Genomic DNA, 21,919 nt, shown 5'->3' on the forward strand with positions numbered 1-21,919 from the left:
CAAACAAATGCAAAAACATACAATAAAAAATTTCTAGGTAATATCCAAATAATATCCAAGCTTTAAACCTAAGGGAAAATCCATAGTGGCTGTGAAAGGATCCAATATCCTATAATGACAGTTTATTCTGCACTAAAATGACGAAGATGGGTTAAGTCATTAGATTAAAGTCTATCTATTAGATAAAATACTTTGCTTAACTTAATCCTTGTATAAAAATTCAAATGTCTCAGGATATTCGTTGTTTATGCCAAGGGATAATATAAATTGGTGAACGTCTACAAATCCTAGCTTAAATGAGGCTGCGCAGCCCTTAAGATATATATCCCACATTCTGAGGAAGGTTCTCCCAAATTTTTTCTCTATTTCATCGCGATGGGCATCAAAATTTTTAGACCAATATTCTAATGTCCTTGCGTAGTGACGCCTCAGACTTTCTATATTTACTATTTTGAAGTCATACTCGGGTATTATGTTCACGATTTCTCTTACTGTTGGGACATAGCCACCAGGGAATATGTGTTTCTCCATCCAGGAGTGATGCCCACCCTCTTCTAAGCCGGTAATTGTATGAAGCATAAATATCCCAGAACTTTTTAATATACTCGATGCCTTTTTCATAAATTCTGGCATTCTCTTCCTTCCAACGTGTTCAAACATTCCTATGCTTACGATCTTATCAAATAAGTCCTTCTTTGGACTTAGCTCTTCATAGCTCTCTAATCTTACCTCTACCTTACTGCCAAGGTCTCTGAGCTTTATTTTCTCTTTTATGTGATCAAATTGTTCCTGACTTAGAGTTATCCCAGTAGCGTGTACGTCATACTTTGTAGCGGCCTCAAAAAGCAGCTCTCCCCATCCGCAGCCAATATCAAGCAAGCTTTCACCTTTTTGCAAGTTTAACTTTTTAAGCGAGTGAGATATCTTGTTTTTCTGAGCTTGGGCCAATGAATCCGCTGTCGTTTTAAAGTATGCGCACGAATAGCACATTGATGGATCAAGCCATAAGGAGAAGAAATCATTTCCAAGATCATAGTGACTCTGAATATTTTGTAAGTCTTTGTTTTTGGACTTGACGACTCCCAAGGTGGTTTCAAGCGTTGTCATAAAGACGTTCTTTTTCTGTGGTCTAAAGAGATCTCTATTTTTCTCAATTAGATCCATTAGGTCTTCTATAGTCCCATCTATATCGAAGTATTCTTCGATATATAGATCTCCTAAGGTTAGAAGCGGATCTTCTAAAGAAGTTAATGGCGGCTCTTTTAAGAATCTTATCACTATCTTCGAGTTATCGTTGTATGATCTCTTTTCCCCATCCCAATAAACAACCTTTACTGAATCTTGCATTTTCTTGAAAAAAACATCTAAGAGTTCCTTCTTCATAGGTAACCTCCAAAATGTATACAGTATTTACAATAGTATTATAACTCTTTTTTTATTATAATATTAGTATATATAAGTTTGAAAGGAGCTTAATTTGAATATATTTTTCCCCATATCTGGCATTAGCGTGAATATATTTTTGCCTCCCTTAGTCGCTTTTGTTATATCCTTCTTTACCTCTATGGGCGGCGTTTCTGGCGCTTTCTTGCTTTTGCCATTTCAAGTCAGCTTTTTAAATTATACCACTCCAGGTGTTTCTGGGACTAATTTTGTTTACAATATAGCCGCCATTCCTGGCGGAGTTTACAGATACTTTAAAGAGGGCAGAATGTTCTTTCCGTTGGCGATTGTCCTTACAATCGGAACGCTGCCTGGAGTTTTTATTGGTTATTTTATCAGGGTAAAGTACCTTTATAATCCTGTTGTCTTCAAGGCATTTGTGGGTGTCGTTTTGCTTTATGTAGGAGTTCGTTTGTTGTTTAGCCTGATCAGACCAAAAAAAGTTGAGCACACAAAAAACTTCGATTTAAAAATTTTAACCTCAAATATATTTAGATCGTCTTTTGAATTTCAAGAAAAAACTTATAGTTTTTCAAACTTTTGGACTTTTTTATTGTCCTTTTTTGTTGGGATTATAGGAGGTGCTTACGGTATAGGCGGGGGATCTATTATAGCTCCATTTTGTGTGGCAGTATTTAATCTGCCCGTTTATGTGGTTGCTGGTCCTGCACTCTTAGCTACTTGGATAACTTCAATCTTAGGAGTTTTTTATTATTCGTTAAACCCTCTTGGCAGCCCAGGGTCAGAGCCAGATATTCTCTTGGGACTTCTATTTGGCTTAGGTGGAATTGCAGGAACATATCTTGGGGCAAGGCTTCAGAAACACGTGCCATCAGGAATAATTAAGCTAATTTTGTCTTTATCTATATTATTTCTTTCCGTAAAGTATATCTTTGACTTTGTGCTGAAGACCTTCTTCACTCCTTAGATGAAATACTAAGGGATTTAATAAATTTTATTTCTCTAAGCTCTTCGAATAGTTTTAAAAATGGCCTTTCTGAAACTGCTTCAATCAAAAGTGATACCATTAGCTCTTCTTTTTCAAGGTTACACGATATATCGTGAGATAAAACGACAATTTTATTTTGAGCAAGAATTTTGGCAATTTTTGTTTGGGCTTCTTCTTTGTCGCATGACTTTATCACTAATTGTAAAATTTTTATTTCCCTTTTTATTAAACTGCTTAGCTTCCTAAGTATGGTTAGGGGTATAAGAGAAAATATTGTGCCTGTAATTACTAATAAATATAATCCCGATCCAATGCACAGGCCAAGTATCATATTTAGAAAGATCAGCGCAGCCGTTGTAAGTCCCTGTACTTCTCCCTTGGTTTTCAGTATTACTCCTGCACCTAAAAATCCTATTCCTGTAACTGCCCCTGCAGCAATTCTGCCAAGATCTATCTGAATTCTTACTGCCAAGTCGCTTATATTAGTAAAATAACTCGATGACAAGAGCATAACTAATGTTCCTGAAAGGCAAACAAGGATATTCGTCCTAATTCCAGCAGGCCTACCGCTAAATTCTCTTTCGGCACCAAAAATGCCACCCACAAAAATAGCCAAAGTTAGTTTTAATATTATTTCAAGTAAATTTTCCACCCTTAGATCCCTTTAAAATTTAATAAAAAATTAACGTTTTAAATGTTTAAAGATTTGAAAAGCCTGAAAAATCATAGGATTTTAATGCTTCATCCATAACGTTATTGGTAGCGTCTATTATTGCCTTTTTCATAGAAGCACCTTCATAAGGAGTGTTTGTGCTCTCTCCCTTTTCTTTAAAATCATAAGTAAAGATATCGCCTTTATACCTTTCGTATTCAATAATCTTAACGCTTACTTGAGCAGATAGCTTATACGTTACGTCAAGAGGTGTTGGAGGTTGCCTGGTAATGTTTTCTAAAGAGAGCCCAATTACGTCATCAGCATTTGTCATTACTGCTAAGTATTTTAAGGTATCCTTGCTTGGAAATTCTTTTTTTTCTGGATCATAACCGCTCTTTTTTAGGTATTCCATGACTTCTTTTTCAGGAACCAGCTCTATATTTGAATTCTTAAGAAAATCGGAGAATCTTTTGTTAACAAGCTCTTGAAAAAATGGTTGCTCATCAGTTTTGTTTATTATAGGCAAGACTGCTACTCTTATTGGTGGTATGGGGAAAAGTTTTTTTGCTGATGCACAGCTTGAAAGAACTGTAAGAGAAGCAACTATTACAAATATTAATTTCAGTAAGTTAGATTTTCTCAAATTAGCCTCCCTTGGCTCGATTTTCAAAATTACACAAGTATAGAACTTAGAAGTATTCTACCATAAAGTTAACTTATATTTATTACAAACCGCTCTTTTTTTGTTAAAATCATCGTATGTATATTATTTATTTGTTCTAAAGTTGTTAAAAATTAATATTGGAGGTAAAAGATGTCTCTTGTAGGTCAGGTTTTTCCAGAAATATCAGCAATGGCATATTTAGAAGGCAAGGTAGAAGAAATAAACCTTGGTAATTATAAAAAATCATGGAAATTAATTTATTTTTATCCAGGAGACTTTACATTTGTTTGTCCTACAGAGTTAGCTGAACTTGCAGGGAAAAAATGCGATTTTGACGAGCTTAAGGTCGATATTTTTGTCATCAGCGTAGATAGCCCTTATGTTCACAAGGCTTGGGATGACGCAGAGTTAAGCAAGATGACAGCGTTTAAATTTCCTTACCCAATGATCAGCGATCAAGACGGAAAGATTGGCAAGAGTTTTGGAGTTTATGACGAGAAATCAAAGGTTAATTTGAGAGGAGCTTTTATCATAGATCCAGATGACGTTATCCAGGCTATAACCATTTTGGCATCACCTGTAGGCAGGAGTGCCGCTGAAATAATTAGACAGATACAGGCTCTTCAGTATTCTCGCGAAAACAATGAGGTGTGTCCTGCGAGCTGGAAACCAGGCGAAAAAGCTCTCGTTCCAGGTGCAGATCTTGTAGGGAGCGTTTATCACTATTGGAAGATAGGAACTATTTCTGACGAAGGGGCATAAAAATGAGAGAACTTTCTGTTTCAGATCTGACAATTGAAGAGATTAAGCTCGATGCGATCAATGAACCAGGTAAGGATGATATAAAGTTTTTGGGCCAGGGAAGGGCTCTTAAGGCTCTTGATTTTGGTCTCTCTATAAAAGACTTTAGATACAATATGTTTGTGGTTGGGCATGAAGGAATGAGCAAGAAGGATGCGGTTCTATCTATACTTGAAAATAAAGCAAAAACTATTAAAAGACCTGATGACGTAGTCTATATTTTTAACTTTAAGAATCCAGATATGCCAAAGGTATTATGCTTGCCTGCTGGAAAAGGTAGAATTTTTCAAAAATATATGAGCGATTTTGTGGCGAGTCTGAAATCTGATTTTCCAAAAAAATTCGAATCAAAGAATTATGAGCTTGCAAGGAGAAAACTAATAGAGGAATTTCAGAAAAAGAGGGCACAAATTTTTTCTGAATTTGAAGAAGAGGTGGCAAAATATAATTTTGCCATCAGGACTTTAGAAAATGGTGGGATAGAGCTTTTTGCAGTTTCAACAAAGACAGGCGCCCCATTTACAGAAGAAGAATATAAAGATCTTTCTGACGAAGATAAGGAGCATATTAGGGTTTCTGGGGAAATGCTGAACGAGAAGATGAACGAGGCGCTTCGGCTGATAAGAGATGAAGAGAAAATCCTTAGAGACAATACAATTTCTCTTGATAGAGACTTTGCTAATTCCTTTATAGAAAGCATGCTGACACAGGTGAGAGATGAATTTTCTGACAGAAAAGATCTTCTTCTTTACCTGGAAGAGGTGAGATTAGATCTTTTGGATAGGGTCCAGGAGCTAAGGGCTAGCGCAGAACAAAATACCAACGTGCCCTTTTTAATGAGGCCTCCAGAGCCATCTTTTGATAAATATCTTATAAATCTTTTTGTTGATAACTCTGAAATCGAGGGTGCCCCCGTTGTTTATCTGTCAAATTCTAGCTACGGTAACCTTTTTGGCAAAACTGAATACAAAATCGTTTATGGAGCAGCCGTTACAGATTTTACTCAAATTAAATCTGGCGCGATAAATAGAGCAAATCATGGCTTTCTTGTTTTAGAGGCTCAGGATCTCTTGAAGAATATATTTAGCTATGATGCCCTTAAAAGGGCGCTTAAGGAGGGCAAGGTTAGAATAGAAGATCCGTGGGAGCCTTACAGGGCTGTTAGCTCAAGCGCCCTCAGGCCGGAGCCAATCGATCTCGATCTAAAGGTAATCCTTGTCGGTTCTAGCATGCTTTACGAAATTTTAAGCCAGTATGATGATGAGTTTAGGGAGCTTTTTGGAGTAAAAGTCGATTTTGACGATATTCTGGATTCTGGCAAAAATGTAGAAAAATACATATCTCTTATAAAAGATATATCAAAGAGGGACAGCATATTGCCATTGAACGAATCTGGCATTACTTATATTGTCAGAGAGGCAGCCAGAATTGCAGGTCAGAAGAATAAGCTTTCTTTGAGAACAGGCATGATAAGGAACCTTCTTACAGAGGCAAATTATTTTGCTACTAAATCTGGCAGCACTGAAATTACCAATGTACACGTTAAAGATGCAATCAAAAATAAAATACTTAGGAATGGAAGAATTGAAGAGAGGATTCAGGAGGCTATCCTTGAAGACACCATCATTGTTCGTACTTCTGGGGAGATGATCGGACAGGTTAATGGGTTGGCTATATTATCTTCGGGAGGGCATATGTTTGGCAAACCTGCCAGAATAACTGCTCAGGTATATGCAGGCAAGAGGGGAGTTTTGAACATAGAAAGAGAAGTTAAGATGAGTGGGCAAATCCACGACAAAGCTGTATTTATACTCTCAGGTTATCTTGGGCACCTTTTTGGTCAGAAAAGACCTCTTTCCTTCTCTGCATCCATTACTTTTGAACAGTTGTATTCGGGAATTGAAGGCGATTCTGCAACATGTGCCGAATTTTATGCTTTGATTAGTGCTCTTTCTAATATCCCTTTGAAACAAAACGTTGCAATAACGGGTTCAATGGATCAGTGGGGTGAGGTTCAACCAATAGGCGGTGTAAACGAAAAGATAGAGGGATTTTTCGATCTGTGTAAAGCAAGGGACGTAAATGACGCAATGGTAATAATACCAGAAAGAAACGTAAACAATCTTATTCTCAGAGACGAAGTTGTTGAGGCAGTAAAAGAGGAAAAATTTAAGATATTTGCAATTTCAAGGGTCGAAGAAGGCCTGAAGATTCTTACCGGTTTAGATGTAGATTCTAAAGATGATAAGGGCAATTTCATAAAAAATTGCGTATATTCTTGTGTAGAAAAAAGGTTAGAAGAGTTTGCAAAGGTTGGGGTAGAGGAAGATAAAAACAAGGAATAACTGAATCTTCAAGCTTAAAAAAGCCCCCTATTAGGTTTCAAGGGGGCTTAGCGTTATTTAATTTAACTTTTCTTTTAATTTGTTAACAAAGGTCTCTAAAACTTTTATTCTTGCAAAATATTTGTCGTTTGCTTCTATTATGTTCCATGGAGCTTCAGCTGTGCTTGTTCTAATGAGCATCTCCTCTACAGCGGGGAGGTAGTCATCCCATTTGCCTCTGTTTCTCCAGTCGTCTTCTGTTATTTTCCAATGTTTAAAAGGATTTTTCTCCCTTTCTTCAAATCTCTCAAGCTGAGTTTTTTTATCTATATGAAGCCAGAATTTTAATAGAACTATTCCGAAATTTGTAAACTGTTTCTCCATTTGTTTTATTTCCCCATACGCCCTTTGCCAGTCAAAATCGTTGCAGAGCTTTTCTACTCTTTCCACGAGAACTCTGCCGTACCATGTTCTATCGAATATGGCAATATTTCCACTCTCTGGAACGTTTTGCCAGAATCTCCACAAGTAATGATGTGCTAGCTCGTACTCGTTTGGGGCGCCTACTGGTACTACCGTATAGCCCCTTGGGTCCATTGCTTCGGTAAGCCTTTTTATGTTTCCGCCCTTTCCTGCCGAATCCCAGCCCTCAAAAGCTACGATTACCGGGATCTTTTTTTCCCACAATCTAAACTGAAGGTCATGTATCTCCCTTTGAAGCGGGTGAAGTTTTTCGACATATTCTTCGTAGGTTAACGACTTGTCCAGGTCTATATCTGAAAGGACGCTGGAATCATTTATGGGGAAAAAACTCTCAAATGATGGCAATTCATTTTTTTCTTTTATAAATTCAACTTTGTACTTTATTGTCTCAATTAGAGTTTTAAATATTTTTACTGTTGCATAACGCTTATCTGTAGATTCAATTACCGTCCATGGAGCAAAAGCAGTGTCAGTTTTCTCAAAAACTATTTCTGCTGCATCTTGTAATTTTTTATATTTTTTATATAGTTTGAGAACCCTGTCGGTTACTCTCCAGGACTCATCTTTATTTTTTTTCAATTTTTTTATTCTGTCCTTTTGTTCTTCTTTGGAAATATATAGGAAAAATTTTACTATCAGATAACCATCCGCAGCAAGCTGCCCCTCAAAGGATGCAGTCTCATCTAAAAGAAATTCTACCTCGTCAGGAGAGGTCTTTTTCAAGACTCTATCTGATAACAGAGCCTTGTACCAGCTCTCGTTTACAATGCTTATGTCTCCCCTTTTTGGGATAGTTTTCCAGAATTTGTAAAAATATGGTCTGTTATCAGTTTCAGATGGACACTCGAATCTTTTTATTACGTCGAAACCCCTTGGATCAAGGGGAAGTATTAGTTTATTTATTAAAGTGCCCTTTCCAGCCGACTCAAAACCCTCAAAAACTATAATTATTGGCAGTTTCAAATCTCTTGCCTCTCTTTGAAGCGCGCCTAATTCTATACTGAGGCTGTCAAACTCTTTCTTGTAATCTTCTCTGTCCATAATTTTATTTAAATCAATCTTTTCTAACATCCCTGCCTCCTTTTGAAGATATTTTGCTTAGGATATAAAACTATATGTGCTTAAAAATAAAATATATTACTATTCCAAACAAAAAATATACTAATAAAGGCAATAATATTGACCAGGTGAACCTGAGCAAGATCTGCCAAATTGGAGTCTTCACTTTATTCTACGCCTCTATATATGTGACCTTTTGTAAACTTTCTTTCATCTCTTGAAACGCGGTTTTGATTTGAATTAAAAAGATCATAGTTCTTTGATTCGCTTAGGAATGCCTTGACAATTTTTGCTATTTCATCTTCCTTTGTAGCCCTCAGATCTATTCTAAGTTTTAGTTTAATGCCCATAAGGGTGTCTTTATCGTTGTAAAGGTTTTGGATATGGGCGTTTAAGATGTGTGTTCTGCAACTTTCATCAATAAATATCGGATACTTAACCACGTTGTCCTGAAGATAGAAATCGCGATCTTTGCAAACTGAAGAGCACTGATCTTGTGAAAAAATCACGCACCCTTCTGAGACCATCATTTCTAAGTTTCCATAAGCAGTAATCTCTATAGGAATATTGTTTTTTAAACTTGAAATTTCACTAAGGTTTAATTCGTTTGAGACGTGTACCATAGACGCCCCCAAATCGTGCATCATTTTCAATGCATTAGAATTAAAAACGTTTAAAGAGTGATCCACTACAAAACTTATGCCTTCAGAGGCAACAAAGTCAAGCATAGCGGTGTTTGATACTAATACTATTGGGTTTAATTGTTTTTTTATAATATCAGCTATGAGATCGAACTCTTTTCTTATAATTCTTGGGGTTGAGATTATCATTTGTCCTTTTGCCTTCTCGATCATCTCGTTAGCCTGCATAAATATTTCTGGGGCGTAAGAGAATTTTTCTTTATATCCCTCAGGCCCAAAAATGATAGTTTTTGCCCCATTTTCTAAGGCTATTTTCAAATCCTTTATCGAAGACAATCTAAAGATGTAATTAGAATTAATACTTATTCTTTTTGGCTTGTTTATAATTAGCTTGTCCAGAAACAACTTATTTTCTTTGATTTGATTTTCTTCTTTTGACAAGAGAAACTTCTTGATCTCTTTTACAGAGCTCAAAGGCAACATTAAATTTTGCTTATTTTCCAGGTCTATCTCGAAAGAAAATGGGTGATCTAATGTATTTATTTTTTCAGATAAGGATTCTACGGTTGTTGGATGTTTTTTAGCAACTTCGAGAATCATCTGTTTTATAAATTTTTCTTGTTTGTTGTCAGCCTCTACCGTAACCTTGTCTGAATTTAGCTCTATGTGGACTTTTACCCTATATCTCTTAATTGAACGTCGAAATATTTCATTGGCCTTTTCTTCGAGGATACTGGCTCTTACCCTGAAAACCCTATCTCCTTCGCGTATTTTTGACCTGATATGGTAATTTGATATAAAAACTTTATTATCTTGTATGAAAAAATCATTTGACTCAAGCGTTATATTGCCCTGAGAAGAGAATATTACAAAGCAATCACTTTCCCTGCATTCCCTTGAGGGCTCGAAATACAGTCTGTTCTCTGAAAATTTACCTTCTTTATCAGGACAAACCCTTCCTATAAACAAACCCCTGTTGTTTGGTCTTGAACTATCCATAAATGTATTTTCTTTATTTTTTATTAGTTTTATCTGGGAATGCTTTCTGAGATGCACAGGTGCTTTTATATTATAAGTGGTGAAAGTTCTATTAAAACATTCTGCCAGGTCATCTAAATCGCTCTTTGAAGGTTCGAATACCCCTTGATCTCCAGATAAACACATCTCTTTAATGGAATCTAAGGCCTTTCTGTAAATGAGAGTAACGTTTGCAACGTATGTTCTTGACTTTAGCCTGCCCTCTATCTTTAGAGACTTTGTTTTGGTTTTTGCAATCTCTTGCAACATGGGATATAGACAAAAGTCCCTCATAGACAGAAGGTGCCCCTTTTTGATTAGCTCTTCGCCCTTTATGAGAGAGTATTCCATTCTACACGGTTGTGCACACCTGCCTCTATTGCCAGATCTACCACCTATTAAGCTGCTCATAAGACACTGTCCAGAGTAGCAATAACAGAGCGCTCCGTGAACAAATATTTCTGTATCCATTACTTCGGCAATCTCTGAAATTTCAGGCATTGAGAGCTCTCTTGCGAGTATTGCTCTTGAAACGCCCAAACTCTTTAAAAATTTCGCTCCATGTAAAGAGGTCGTGGTGGTTTGTGTACTTGCGTGAATCTCTAAGTCTGGAAATTCCTTCCTAATCTGGTATATTAGTCCAAGGTCTTGAACAATTATTGCATCTGTTTTTATATCATGCAGCTCACCAATTAAATTCATACAGTCATAAAACTCACTGTCTTTTATTAGAGTATTGACTGTTATGTAGCATTTTGCGTTTCTTTCGTGTGCAAACTGAATCGCACTCTTAATCTCTTCCCTGTCAAAATTTTTTGCACTATTCCTTGCTGAGAAATTTCTTGCTCCAAAATAAACAGCATCTGCTCCAGCAAATATAGCAGCTTTTAGGGTGTCAAAGTCGCCTGCGGGGGACAGCAATTCTGGTATTGTGATGATTTTTTTTTCTGAAGATCTTAGGATATTTTCCAAGATTATTTATTTGACTCCTTATCTATAATATGAGTTAATTTTATACTAATTATCCCTTTCAGTTAACAGCGTTTTACTCCAGGCCCTACAATTATACTTTTTCCGCCTGGTTTCTGCGTAACCCGTATATGAGTCCCAATTCTTTCTTGTATGTATGCGAGGTGAGATATTATTCCTATTATTTTATTTTCTTGCTTTAAATTAGATATTGCATCAAGAGCGGTTTCTAAGGTCTCTTCGTCTAGTGTACCAAATCCCTCATCAAGGAACAAGGAGTCTACCCTAACGTTCTTGCTTGACATAGAAGATAGCCCAAGTGCCAAAGCAAGGCTTACAATGAAGCTTTCTCCGCCGGATAAATTTTTTGTGCTTCTTATCTCGCCTGCCTGGTAGTTGTCTATTACAGAAAAACAAAGTTTTTCCTTTTTGTCCCTTGTTAAGATATATCTGTCCGTTATTCTTTTTAGATGCCTATTTGCATGTCTTATTAAGATGTCAAAAGTTAACTCTTGCGCGAAACTCCTGAATTTTTTGCCATCAGATGAACCGATAAGATCGCATAATATATTATATTTATTTAGATCCTCTTCCCTTAACTTTATCTTTCTTGATAAGTCTGAGTGTGATTCTTTTATCTTGCTATTTGCAGATAACTTTTGCTTTATTGAGCCCATATTCACTCTTAAGCCTTTTAGTTGAGACTTTAGTGCATCCATCTCATTGTTTATTTGATCAAATTTTATATTCTTTTCTCCAAAATGACTTTTTATTACGTCTAATTCTTTTCTCTTTTCACCTATCCTTACAGTAGTTAGTTCGCTATCTTTTTCCAACCTATCAAATTCTTTGGCTATATTTATCAAATCTTCATCTGGGAGCAATGACTCTTCAAAGTCCTCTTTGTTTGCGAAATCATACTCTTTTAAAAGATCTTCAAACTTATTTTTTTTAGTCTGGAGGGCATCTTCTGACTCAAGTTTTTTTTGTTTTATGCTTACAATTTCGCCCTTTAAAAATGATAACTTATTGTCTGAATCGTTTAAAATATTTTTTTCAGCACTAAGATCCATATTTAGCTTGTTTATCTCAAGTCTTATTCTTTCTTCGCATTTATCCGGGTCTTGGCCCTTGAAGATTTCAAATCTTTTTAACTTCAAGCCCTCTATGGTCTCGTTAACTTCGTCAAATTGAGCCTTATATTTTCCTATTTCTTCTTGTATTTGCTGGGCATCTTGCACCACTTTGTTTAGGGAATCAAACTTATTTTTTCTTTCTAACTGGAGTCTTTCAACAGAATTTTTCTTTTTAAGAAAGTCTTCTGATTTTCTTTTGAGTTCTAAATAAACATTATCTAATTCTTTAAGACAACTCTTATCAAAGCCATAATCTTTTATTATAGATAGGGCTCTCTCTTCATGTGAGTTTATCTGCTCTGTCAGTCGCTTTTTTTCAGATGTTAGACTTAAGATTATAGCTGAGATATTTTCAGCTTTTTGTTTTTTTATATTGAAAGCCTCTCTTAGCTTGCCTAAGCTTTCTTGTAAATCTATACGCTCTTTGTTTGTCATATCTAAATCAGTTCTAAGCGATTCATATTTTCTAATAATATCTGTCAATTCTTTTATATTAAGTTCATTTTTTTCTATCTCGGCTTCTATGAAATCAATATCTATCTGATAGCTTATTTTGTTTTCAGTGTCTTTAAACTTATTAAGCAAATCATTTTTAATCTTTTCAAGCCTGCCCCTTTCAAAGGCGCTATTTTCAAGTCTATTTTCTAATAGTGTAAGTTGTGTATTGGCTTCAGATAAAGCATCTTTAATGGTTTCCAGATATTTTGCCCTTTTGTTGTATTCTTCTACTAAGGAATTGTCAATTAAAATGTCTCCTCCTTGTTTGTAAGGGTGATGAATTGAGCCGCACACAGGGCAGGGCTCGCCTTCTTTTAACAATTCCCTTGCACTTTCAAAACTTTTTAGGAGGCTGAACTCTTCGTATTTCTTTTTGTTTTCAGTTAAAAATTCTTCAATCAATCTTTTTTCAATCTCTTTTTGGTCTCTTTCTCTTTCTAACTCCTCCTTGTTTAATCTCAGAGACTCATAGTTTTCAATCTCTTTTTTTATATCAAGATCGCAGTCTTCAATCTCCCCCTGTTTAGATTTACACATTTCGAGATAAAATTTGTCGGACTTTTTCTTATCTAACAGACTCTTTAGCTCATCAATAGTTCTATTTGACAATATTTTGTTGGCTTCTTCATCAAACAGTTTTGCCTCTGAAGAGAGCCGTTCTAAGTCTTTTGTTTTTTTATTTAGCTCATCTGAGTCAGTATGGATATCAAGGGATGCTTCTTCTTCTTTCTTGCGAGCGGCTTTTAACTCTTCTTCGTTTTCAAGGATTCTGTTCTTTAAATCTTTTACTATTTCAATAGCAGTTTTTAACTCAGGAAGAATATTGTTTATGCCCTCAAATGCACTGTTTTGGGTTATGTATTTCTTCAAACTCTCAATCTCTTCTTCAATGTTGGCTATATCACTTTTTATAGATTCAATTTGTTCTATGCTCTTGACTCTATCTTCTTCAGCCTTGTTTAGCAAACCTTTATAGATCTCCAGGTTTTCACCCTTACTTTGTATATCCGAATCAAGTCTCCTAACCTCTTTTAGAATGGGCTCTAATGACTCTTTCTCTTCTTCTTTCCTTTGCAAATTTATGTTTATATTTTCAAATTTGATTCTAGAGTCTTCACGTTGTTCGCTTAGGTTTTTATTCTCTTCTTCTTTTTTGATTAAATAAGTGCTTATATTTTTCAGGGATTCTTCCAAATTTTGTAATTCTTTATATTCAGGACAGAGTTTTTTTGCCTCTTTAGCCCTTTCTAACCTTAATTTCTGTGGCTCAAAGTTTATGAGCTTTTGTTTGATGTTTGAAAGGGCTTCCCCTAGGCTTTCTAATTCAATCTCAAGCTCTTTTTCCCTTATCTTTTTATTGGCTGCATCGTTTAACTGTGCAAGCTCTGCGTCATATATTTTTTCTTGCTTTAAACAATTGTTGTACTCGAGTTCAAGTTCGTCTTCCTCTTCAAGAGTTAGCATTTTTAAGCCCTTAAGCTCTGTTATAAGTGAATTTAGCTCCCCTTGTTCAGCTTTCTTTTTTTCGTGGACGTATATGGAAATTTCGCTGTAAATCTTTGTGCCAGTAATCTGTTCAAGAATGGCTGACCTCTCATCAAGATTTGCTTTCAAAAAGGATGCGAAATCCCCCTGTGCCAGCAGAATAGACCTTGTAAACTGATCGTAGGTCATTCCTGTTATTTCATTTATCTTTTCTTCTACTTTGTTTATTTTTGTTTCTAAAATTTTATTATTTTTAATATCAAACAGTTCTCTTTTTGGCGGTTGCAGCTCGCCTGATGTCTTAAGTCTAGCCCTATTTTGTCCCCAATATGTTCTATATACGCCCTTTTGTGTTTCAAAAGTGACCTCTGAAAAACAATCCTGCGTATTCCTTGACATTAACTCGTTGTTGTTTTTAGAGATCTTGTCCAATCTTGGCGTCCTTCCGTACAGAGCAAGGGAGATGGCGTCCAATATAGTAGATTTTCCAGATCCAGTTTGACCTGTGATTAAAAATATAGAACTTGATGTAAATTCAGGATGGGTAAAGTCTATTGACCATTCGTTGTAAAGTGAATTTATATTTTTTAGCCTGATTTTAAGAATCTTCACTTAACAAATCCTTTTCGCTCATAGATTTTAGGATTTCCTTAAAGACATTTCTCAATTCAACTCTTTGTTCTTCTTGAATAGAGTTTTCATCCAGACACCTTTCAAACATTTCAAGAGGTCCTAATTCTAATTCTTCATCAACACTTTTGTATTCTTCATCTAAAGAGTTGTACAATCTGGCGTTTTTAATTTTCAATATCTCTATTTTATTTGATTTGGGCAATCCCTCAATTTGTTCCTTTAAATTGGATATTACCTCTTCTCCTGTGTATGCTACCTCCAGATAATATTCTTTATCTGTCTGGGACAGACTCCCTATCTTGTTGGCTATTTCTTCAATTGTGCCGCTTATAGAAATTAAATCCCTCTTTTTTGGAACTTCGATACTTTCTACAGTTAAATTTTCATTATAGAATTCAGCTAAGAAAATCTTCTTCTTTTGTTCGTATTGTTTAAAGTTCATTGGCAATAAAGATCCAGAGTATCTAATTGTTTCATTTTTATTTATTTTTTGTGGAGTGTGGATGTGACCAAGAGCGATGTAGTCGGCTTCTTGTGGCAGAAGCTCTACTGGTATTTGGCAAAGAGACCCTACGTAGAGATCTCTTATACCATCGTCATCTGATAGTTCGGCAGAGCTTAAGAAAAGATGCCCCATTATGATTATTGGAATATCTAGCCCTAATTCGTTCTTTTTATTCTTTGCAATCTCAAAGACCAGATCATAGTGTTTCTTGATACCCTTGACAACGCTATTCTCTTTTTCGCCAATGGTCTCTCCCTCTTCAGGAAGTCTTATGTCTTTTTCTCTTAAATATGGCACTGCACAAACTATCAGGATGGGTTTGTTTTCATTGTCTGACAAAACTACAACTTCATCTTCTAAGTTGTCTGAAATTGATCCTACTACGTGAACGTTTAATGCCTTTAATATCTCTTTTGGCGCTGACAAAAAAGAGGGCGAGTCGTGATTGCCAGCAGTAATCACCACGTGTTTGCATCTTGATTTGGATATATTGTGCAAAAATCTGTAATATAGCTCTTGTGCCTGACTGCTTGGAGTGCTTGTGTTAAAGATATCTCCAGATATTAGCACTATGTCGACATCTCTTTCTTCTATTACGCTATATAGCCAATTTAGGGCAAGTTCAAACTCATCGTATCTTCTCTTTGAGCAAATGGTATCTCCAATATGCCAATCAGACGTATGCAGAACCCTCAATGGCTTTATTTTATTCAAATTGTCTCCTTAAATAAACTTACAGTTTAGAAAATCTTTTAAACTCAGTTTACGTTTACATCCTTTGTCCACTTTAGACCGCTTATATCAATCAATTCTACTTTGTATTTCCCTTTTTCGAGCTTTATATTGTGGTTTGGCAAAAGGTCTACTTCGGCCTTAGCCCCAAGTGGTACTACTAAGCTATATTTATTGGGCTCTATCTTGTTAAAGTAAAAATTTTTAATTTTGGACTTGTCAACGCTTGCTTCATTTGGATTGAGGATTTCAACGATTTTTTCTGCTTGCATTGTTGAACTCCTTAACCCAAAATATAATTTCATCTTTGACAGTTAGAGCAAACAAAAACCTTAAGAATCGTTGGTAATTCAAAGAATTCAAGCTTTTTATTTACTGTTTAAAAGTGAGTAATATTTTTGTTTTTTGTACAACTTAATAAGAGATCGGTCTAAGGTTATCAACTCTTCTTCGCCTCCTATCTCTGATATCAAATCTTGTGTTCTTTCTGAACCATAATTTATGGAAACGTAGTTTATTACAATTAAAATCTCTTCATTTAATAAATCAAGACCTTGCTCTTTAATAATATGATACACTAATGCAAATATTTTTTTCAATTCTTCAAAACTATCTTTATAATGCATCGCAACCAGCGAGCTTTATGTGACTGATGAATCACTTGTATATCTGGCTGCAAAGAGATATTACTCAGAAGTAATGATGCCATTTAGAAACAATATCAAAAAGAACATTGAAGTTGTAAAGGATCTTGCTCCAAAAATTATTGCCCCAAGTCACGGTCCAGTTTATCAAGATCCGAAATTTATTATAAGCGCTACCGAAGATTGGATATCGGACAAAGTGAAAAATCTTGTTTTGATACCTTACGTTTCTATGCATGGCAGCACGAAAATATTAGTAGACAGGTTAACGCAGAGCTTGATTGATCTTGACGTTGAAGTTATGCAATTTAATTTAATCAAGACCGATGTTGGAGAGATTGCTACCCATATGGTTGATGCTGCCACAATTGTGCTTGCAACGCCTACGGTATTACTTGGGCCTCACCCTGCCGCTGTTTATGCCACTTATTTGGTAGCTGCCTTGAAGCCAAAAACAAAATACTTTGGTCTAATAGGCTCATACGGTTGGGGTTCAAAAGTAGTGGCTATTGTTTCAAGCACACTTTCACCCCTGAAGCCTCATATAATAAACCCAGTTCTCATAAAGGGGATGCCAAAAGATGAAGATTTAAAAAGGATAGACGATTTGGCTAATCAAATACACGAGCTGCACAAAAACTTGTAACCCTTACTTTCTACTCTAACCATATAGCCTCAACTGGGCAGGATTCTTTGGCGCTTTGGCAACAATCACTACAGGTTTCTGAGATGACTTTTGCCACAGCGCCATCCATTTTAAATACATCGGGGCAAAACGCTTCACAGGTTCCGCAGCCAATGCACAGAGTTTCGTTTACATAAGCTTTCATTCTTTCACCTCCTTTTAAAGCTTTAAAGTATAGATAAAGCTTATAATATGTTTATAAATCTTACAAATAAGAAATTTTTATTTAAATTTTAACAAAAAATTATTTTTATTTGAGAGGGTGACAAGCGTGCTTCTTAGCTCTTTGAAGGAGAGATGGTGGAAAAGGGTAGTTGATATGAATCTTCAATGCGAGAGCATAAATGTAGAAATTAAGGGTCTTACTCCAAAGGAGGCAATTGGAGAGCCACAAAGAGACGACTTCCCCCTGCTAAAGGGGAAAGAATTTTTAATTCAAGCTAAAATCAAGGAGTCAATTGGTCAAGCATTTACCTCAACTCCATCTAAATATGTTGGCCATCTTGAAGAGATAAATAGATTGAACGAGTCGCAAGAACAAAATAGGGCATTGATAGTTGCAACTATCAATGCTACTTACAGGTATATTGGGCTTTTACACGACACTGTCCACTGTAAAGATGAAGGACCAGAGCTTTGTGCTAAGAGGACATTGGAGCATTTCAAGGACAACTATAAAAATTTAAAAATTGCAGTTGTTGGATATCAACCAGCTTTTGTATCGAGCCTTTCGAAACACTTTGATATACGAGTGGCCGATATGGATCCAGAAAATATTGACAAATTTAAAAATGGAAGTTTAATCGAGTCATATAAGTTAAACAAAGAGATAATAAAAAAGAGCGATGTAGTTTTTATGACGGGTTCAACCTTAGTAAATAGCTCTATTGATGAACTAATTGGGTATAGTTCAGGCAAAGAAGTTATCCTATTTGGGACTACATGTGCCGCTCTTGCTTATGAATTCGGTTTTAAAAGGCTTTGTTTTCAGAGCAGCTAAGCGATGTTAATTAAAGCTTTATAAAAATATTAATCTATATTATAATATAAATATATTATTGAGTATTGTGTTACATAATTTTTCCAATAATCGTATTTTATAAAAAGCTTTGAGAGGATAATTTGTTTTATAAAGCAAGAGGTTTGTTTGTAATAGTCCTGACACTTTTTGCACTGCTGTGCATAGGTTCTATGGCATTTGGGTGTACAGCAGTTGTTTTGCATGGGAAAGATATAATTGCAGCGAGGAACCTTGATTGGACTGATGGACATGCCCTTGTAGTGAGGCACGAAAGGGGGGTTAAAAAGGAAGCTGACCTTTTACAGGATGACGATGACGATGATTTCAACGCTGCTGGATGGGTTTCAAAGTATGGAAGTATAACATTTGATGTCGTTGAGACAAATCTTTTATACGGTCAGATAAACATACCAGTCGATGGAATGAACGAAAAGGGCCTATGGGTTTCATCTTTGTGGCTTGATGATAATAATGGCAAGGCTGTAAATAATGCAGATCTCAAGAGACCTTCGATAAACAACTGGGAGTTGGTAGGCTATCTACTTGATAACTGTGCTGATGTAGATGATGCGTTAAGCTCTATCAAGAATATTCAAATAATAAATTTTAACTATGCTGATATGTCGGTAAATTTACACTTTATTATGGCTGATAGTTCAGGCAACGTCGCAGTTGTAGATATCTTGCCCGATAATGAAATTGTAGTTCAAAAAAATCCTGAACTTGATGTCCTGACAAATAACCTTTATCAATCGAGTTTAAATAATTTGAAGAAATATAAAGGCTTTGGTGGGGAATTAAGTTTGTCAAAGGACGCTGAAGCAAATAGCGAAAATAGATTTGTAAAGGCTGCTGTTCTCTACGGTAATTTTAAAAAATATCACAAAGATTCAATTTGTGATGCATTCAAAATCATGAGGGAAACTGAGCAAAATGACATTGGAGAGCTACCTTATGAAGGGATTACTCAATGGACTGTGGGATATGATCTTACAAAAAAAGAAATTTATTGGTATTCGAGAACCAAGGATGCTAAAAAATTTATAAAACTTTCTGAAATTGACTTCTCAAAGCCTCAAAAAATAAATTCTCTTGGCATAAGCGATGTGCTCGTTGGCGACGTTACAGACTATTTTAAAACGGGGGGAAAGGTTTCACCGAATAAAAAACATAAATTTTTGTTTTTTGTATTTAATTCTATTTCAAACGACGATCGTTGAATAAAATTTATTTTATGTTATATAATATTTTGTATAATTGATCGTATTGACAAAATTAATACATCTATTATTTACTATAAAATTATAAATAAATGAGGGGTCAAATTATAATTGAATAAGTGGGATCCAGATAATTATGACAACAAAGTGGGCTTTGTTTCCGAATTTGGAAAGGAAGTCTTGGGACTGTTGGCTCCTGTGCCTGGCGAGAGCATATTAGATCTAGGTTGTGGAACTGGTGACTTAACTTATGAAATCTTTAAGTTGGGGGCGAAGCCTATAGGAATAGACTATTCGCCCACTATGATAAAAAAAGCTTGTGAAAAGTATCCTGGAATACCATTTAGCGTAGACTTTGCTGAGACTTTTCGATTAAAGGAGACTGTTGATGCAGTTTTTTCTAATGCTGTTCTTCATTGGGTTAAAAGTGCCTCTTTAGCAATCGAATCAATTTATCTTGCTTTAAAGGAAGGGGGCAGGTTTGTAGCCGAATTTGGAGGCAAGGGCAATGTGGACATGGTTATAAAAGCGATATATGAGGCATTTTCTAAATATGAAATTGATGCAGCTAAACTGAACCCATGGTTTTACCCTTCTGTTGAAGAGTATGCTCCATTGCTTGAAAGTCAAGGCTTTAAGGTAATAGAAGCATATCTATTTGATAGACCTACCAGGCTCAAAGGAGGAGAGAGAGGGTTAAGAGATTGGCTGGATATATTTTTCGGAATATTTTTTGAAGAATTATCAATTTATGAAAAAGAAGAAGCATATAATTCTATAGAAGAAATTCTCAGGCCAGCTTTGTTCAGAGACGGAAGCTATTTTGCAGATTATGTACGCATAAGGGTCAAGGCTGTAAAAGTATGAGCTCTATTTTAGGAGGGCAAATGAAGAGAGCTTTGTTGATTATCGACGTTCAAAATGAATATTTTTCTGGAAAACTGCCAGTAACATACCCAAATGATAGTTTTTCAAATATATTAAAATCAATTGATTTTGCAAATGAAAATCAAATTCCAGTAATACTTATCCAACATACAGCTCCTCAAAAAGATTCTGGGGTTTTTGTGAAAGGAACTAAGGAGTGGCAGATAAAGGAAGAAGTAAGAGAGAGAAAATATAAATATATAATTGAGAAAAATTTTCCTGATAGTTTCGCAAATACAGATCTTGAGGCAGTACTTAAAAGAGACGAAATTGATACTGTAACTATTTGCGGTTATATGACTCAGATGTGCTGTGATACTACTGCAAGGCAGGCAATGCATAAGGGATTTTTTGTCGAGTTTTTGTCTGATGCTACCGGAACCTTAGATATCTCTAATTATGCTGGCTCAATATCTGCAGAGCAACTTCACAACGCAATTTTGATTACCCAGGCAATGAGATTTAGTAAGGTTTTAACTACTCATGAGTGGATTGAAAATATAAAGTCAAGATAAAATTTATTCAAAAGTTTTTTTAGTGTCTTTTTAAGCTGTTAGATTTTAATAGCTTTTTAAGTAATTTTTATCTAAAGGAGGTTTATGTGCACTCTTTAGTTTTTATTAAACAAGTTCCAGATGCAGCTCAGGTTAGAGTAGACTATCATACTGGTACCCTGATTAGAGAAGGCGTCCCTGCGATAATCAATCCCTACGACACCCACGCTATTGAAGCAGCTGTCCAGCTGAAGGACAAATTCGGTGGGATAGTCTCAGTTTTAAGTATGGGTCCTCCAATGGCCGAAGAGGCTTTGAGGAAGGCTTTGTCAATGGGGGCGGATAAGGCCTATTTGTTGTGTGACAAGGTTTTTGCCGGTTCCGATACCTGGGCTACCAGTTATGCTTTGTGGGCAGGGGCACAAAAGGTTATACAGGAAAATGGACCAGTTGATATTTTTTGGGCTGGTAAACAGGCCATTGACGGTGATACCGCTCAAACTGGTCCGGGTTTGGCAACTCGGCTTGACATACCGCTTGTGACTTGTGCCATAAAGATAATAGAGGTAAAGCCTGAGAAGGGCTATATAATAGTCCAGAGATTAATTGAGGGCGGTTCTGAAACTCTTCAGGTATCTATGCCGTGCATGATTACAACAGAAAAGGAATTAAATGATCTGAGGTTTTCCCCTCTTCCGGATCTAATTAAAGCAGTAAAGTCGAATGTACAATTGCTTAACTCAACTAACACCACTATTGATCCAACACAGTGTGGTTTAAAGAGCTCTCCTACAAAAGTAAAAAGAGTTTTTATCCCTTCCAAAAGGGAAAGAGGTGAAATTCTTGAACTGGGCGGCAAAGAAATAGCCGATGTTTTGTTTGAAAAATTAGAACCTGTGTTAAAACAAATGGGAAGAGTATAGGAGACGGTGTT

At 35.8% G+C, this 21,919-nt stretch carries 19 protein-coding genes; 9 read left to right on the top strand and 10 right to left on the bottom strand.

The features are described 5' to 3' along the window. Positions 1-201: 201 nt before the first annotated feature. Complete coding sequence (locus tag V4762_RS08055; RefSeq protein WP_347315272.1) at positions 202-1,383, bottom strand: cyclopropane-fatty-acyl-phospholipid synthase family protein; 1,182 nt, start codon at positions 1,381-1,383, stop codon at positions 202-204. A gap of 94 nt (positions 1,384-1,477) precedes the next feature. Here V4762_RS08055 and V4762_RS08060 point away from each other — a divergent pair, with 94 nt between their 5' ends. Further along, positions 1,478-2,371: a TSUP family transporter gene (locus V4762_RS08060; protein ID WP_458646952.1), complete on the top strand. Its 894-nt coding sequence runs from the start codon at positions 1,478-1,480 to the stop codon at positions 2,369-2,371. Here V4762_RS08060 and V4762_RS08065 read toward each other — a convergent pair. Both V4762_RS08065 and V4762_RS08070 read right to left on the bottom strand, forming a co-directional pair. Continuing rightward, positions 2,361-3,044, bottom strand: a complete 684-nt coding sequence (locus V4762_RS08065; RefSeq protein WP_347315273.1) for an MgtC/SapB family protein — start codon at positions 3,042-3,044, stop codon at positions 2,361-2,363. The genes V4762_RS08060 and V4762_RS08065 overlap by 11 nt on opposite strands. Positions 3,045-3,090: 46 nt before the next feature. After that, on the bottom strand, positions 3,091-3,690 hold the full coding sequence (locus V4762_RS08070) for a hypothetical protein (protein ID WP_347315274.1): 600 nt from the start codon (positions 3,688-3,690) through the stop codon (positions 3,091-3,093). 171 nt (positions 3,691-3,861) lie between these two features. Between V4762_RS08070 and V4762_RS08075 the strand changes: the two genes are divergently transcribed. After that, the gene (locus tag V4762_RS08075) at positions 3,862-4,473 is read left to right on the top strand and encodes a peroxiredoxin (protein ID WP_347315275.1); all 612 of its coding nucleotides are present in this window, start codon (positions 3,862-3,864) and stop codon (positions 4,471-4,473) included. Positions 4,474-4,475: 2 nt separating this feature from the next. Continuing rightward, complete coding sequence (locus tag V4762_RS08080) at positions 4,476-6,857, top strand: Lon protease family protein (protein WP_347315276.1); 2,382 nt, start codon at positions 4,476-4,478, stop codon at positions 6,855-6,857. 57 nt (positions 6,858-6,914) lie between these two features. On the opposite strand, the gene pap is transcribed toward V4762_RS08080, so the two are convergent. The 6 genes from pap to V4762_RS08110 form a co-directional block, all read right to left on the bottom strand. Continuing rightward, a complete protein-coding gene (gene pap, locus V4762_RS08085; RefSeq protein WP_347315277.1) occupies positions 6,915-8,390 on the bottom strand; it encodes a polyphosphate:AMP phosphotransferase in 1,476 nt (491 codons plus the stop codon). Between the two features lie 155 nt (positions 8,391-8,545). Then, on the bottom strand, positions 8,546-11,008 hold the full coding sequence (locus V4762_RS08090) for a DUF3656 domain-containing U32 family peptidase (RefSeq protein ID WP_347315278.1): 2,463 nt from the start codon (positions 11,006-11,008) through the stop codon (positions 8,546-8,548). A 62-nt stretch (positions 11,009-11,070) separates the two neighbouring features. Next, positions 11,071-14,736 (bottom strand): SbcC/MukB-like Walker B domain-containing protein, encoded by a 3,666-nt coding sequence (locus V4762_RS08095; RefSeq protein WP_347315279.1) that lies wholly within the window; start codon positions 14,734-14,736, stop codon positions 11,071-11,073. Beyond that, entirely contained in the window at positions 14,723-15,976 is a 1,254-nt protein-coding gene (locus V4762_RS08100; RefSeq protein WP_347315280.1) for an exonuclease SbcCD subunit D C-terminal domain-containing protein, read from the bottom strand. The genes V4762_RS08095 and V4762_RS08100 overlap by 14 nt, the downstream gene beginning before the upstream one ends. A gap of 44 nt (positions 15,977-16,020) precedes the next feature. Further along, positions 16,021-16,266 carry a TQO small subunit DoxA domain-containing protein gene (locus V4762_RS08105; protein WP_347315281.1) on the bottom strand — a complete coding sequence of 82 codons (246 nt, stop codon included), beginning with the start codon at positions 16,264-16,266 and terminating at the stop codon, positions 16,021-16,023. A gap of 96 nt (positions 16,267-16,362) precedes the next feature. Beyond that, positions 16,363-16,620 (bottom strand): hypothetical protein, encoded by a 258-nt coding sequence (locus V4762_RS08110; protein ID WP_347315282.1) that lies wholly within the window; start codon positions 16,618-16,620, stop codon positions 16,363-16,365. A gap of 19 nt (positions 16,621-16,639) precedes the next feature. Between V4762_RS08110 and V4762_RS08115 the strand changes: the two genes are divergently transcribed. Then, on the top strand, positions 16,640-17,284 hold the full coding sequence (locus V4762_RS08115) for a hypothetical protein (protein ID WP_347315283.1): 645 nt from the start codon (positions 16,640-16,642) through the stop codon (positions 17,282-17,284). A 10-nt stretch (positions 17,285-17,294) separates the two neighbouring features. Here the strand turns inward: V4762_RS08115 and V4762_RS08120 are convergent, their stop codons facing one another. After that, the gene (locus tag V4762_RS08120) at positions 17,295-17,468 is read right to left on the bottom strand and encodes a ferredoxin (RefSeq protein WP_347315284.1); all 174 of its coding nucleotides are present in this window, start codon (positions 17,466-17,468) and stop codon (positions 17,295-17,297) included. A 117-nt stretch (positions 17,469-17,585) separates the two neighbouring features. Between V4762_RS08120 and V4762_RS08125 the strand changes: the two genes are divergently transcribed. The 5 genes from V4762_RS08125 to V4762_RS08145 all read left to right on the top strand — a co-directional run bounded on the left by V4762_RS08125 (position 17,586) and on the right by V4762_RS08145 (position 21,908). Further along, positions 17,586-18,323, top strand: a complete 738-nt coding sequence (locus V4762_RS08125; protein WP_347315285.1) for a Rossmann-like domain-containing protein — start codon at positions 17,586-17,588, stop codon at positions 18,321-18,323. Between the two features lie 122 nt (positions 18,324-18,445). Continuing rightward, a complete protein-coding gene (locus V4762_RS08130; RefSeq protein WP_347315286.1) occupies positions 18,446-19,564 on the top strand; it encodes a linear amide C-N hydrolase in 1,119 nt (372 codons plus the stop codon). Between the two features lie 111 nt (positions 19,565-19,675). Continuing rightward, the gene (locus V4762_RS08135) at positions 19,676-20,431 is read left to right on the top strand and encodes a class I SAM-dependent methyltransferase (RefSeq protein ID WP_347315287.1); all 756 of its coding nucleotides are present in this window, start codon (positions 19,676-19,678) and stop codon (positions 20,429-20,431) included. Between the two features lie 20 nt (positions 20,432-20,451). Further along, a complete protein-coding gene (locus V4762_RS08140; RefSeq protein ID WP_347315288.1) occupies positions 20,452-21,006 on the top strand; it encodes a cysteine hydrolase family protein in 555 nt (184 codons plus the stop codon). An 86-nt stretch (positions 21,007-21,092) separates the two neighbouring features. Further along, positions 21,093-21,908 carry an electron transfer flavoprotein subunit beta/FixA family protein gene (locus V4762_RS08145; protein ID WP_347315289.1) on the top strand — a complete coding sequence of 272 codons (816 nt, stop codon included), beginning with the start codon at positions 21,093-21,095 and terminating at the stop codon, positions 21,906-21,908. Positions 21,909-21,919: the final 11 nt, after the last annotated feature.

This window comes from Thermodesulfobium sp. 4217-1 (assembly GCF_039822205.1).
In the GTDB taxonomy this organism is placed as follows: domain Bacteria; phylum Thermodesulfobiota; class Thermodesulfobiia; order Thermodesulfobiales; family Thermodesulfobiaceae; genus Thermodesulfobium.

Bases quoted from the DNA above. Each gene is read 5' to 3' on its own strand.
- V4762_RS08055 (WP_347315272.1), bottom strand. From the start codon at position 1,383: ATGAAGAAGGAACTCTTAGATGTTTTTTTCAAGAAAATGCAAGATTCA.
- V4762_RS08075 (WP_347315275.1), top strand. From the start codon at position 3,862: ATGTCTCTTGTAGGTCAGGTTTTTCCAGAAATATCAGCAATGGCATAT.
- V4762_RS08080 (WP_347315276.1), top strand. From the start codon at position 4,476: ATGAGAGAACTTTCTGTTTCAGATCTGACAATTGAAGAGATTAAGCTC.
- pap (WP_347315277.1), bottom strand. From the start codon at position 8,390: ATGTTAGAAAAGATTGATTTAAATAAAATTATGGACAGAGAAGATTAC.
- V4762_RS08105 (WP_347315281.1), bottom strand. From the start codon at position 16,266: ATGCAAGCAGAAAAAATCGTTGAAATCCTCAATCCAAATGAAGCAAGC.
- V4762_RS08110 (WP_347315282.1), bottom strand. From the start codon at position 16,620: ATGCATTATAAAGATAGTTTTGAAGAATTGAAAAAAATATTTGCATTA.
- V4762_RS08120 (WP_347315284.1), bottom strand. From the start codon at position 17,468: ATGAAAGCTTATGTAAACGAAACTCTGTGCATTGGCTGCGGAACCTGT.
- V4762_RS08140 (WP_347315288.1), top strand. From the start codon at position 20,452: ATGAAGAGAGCTTTGTTGATTATCGACGTTCAAAATGAATATTTTTCT.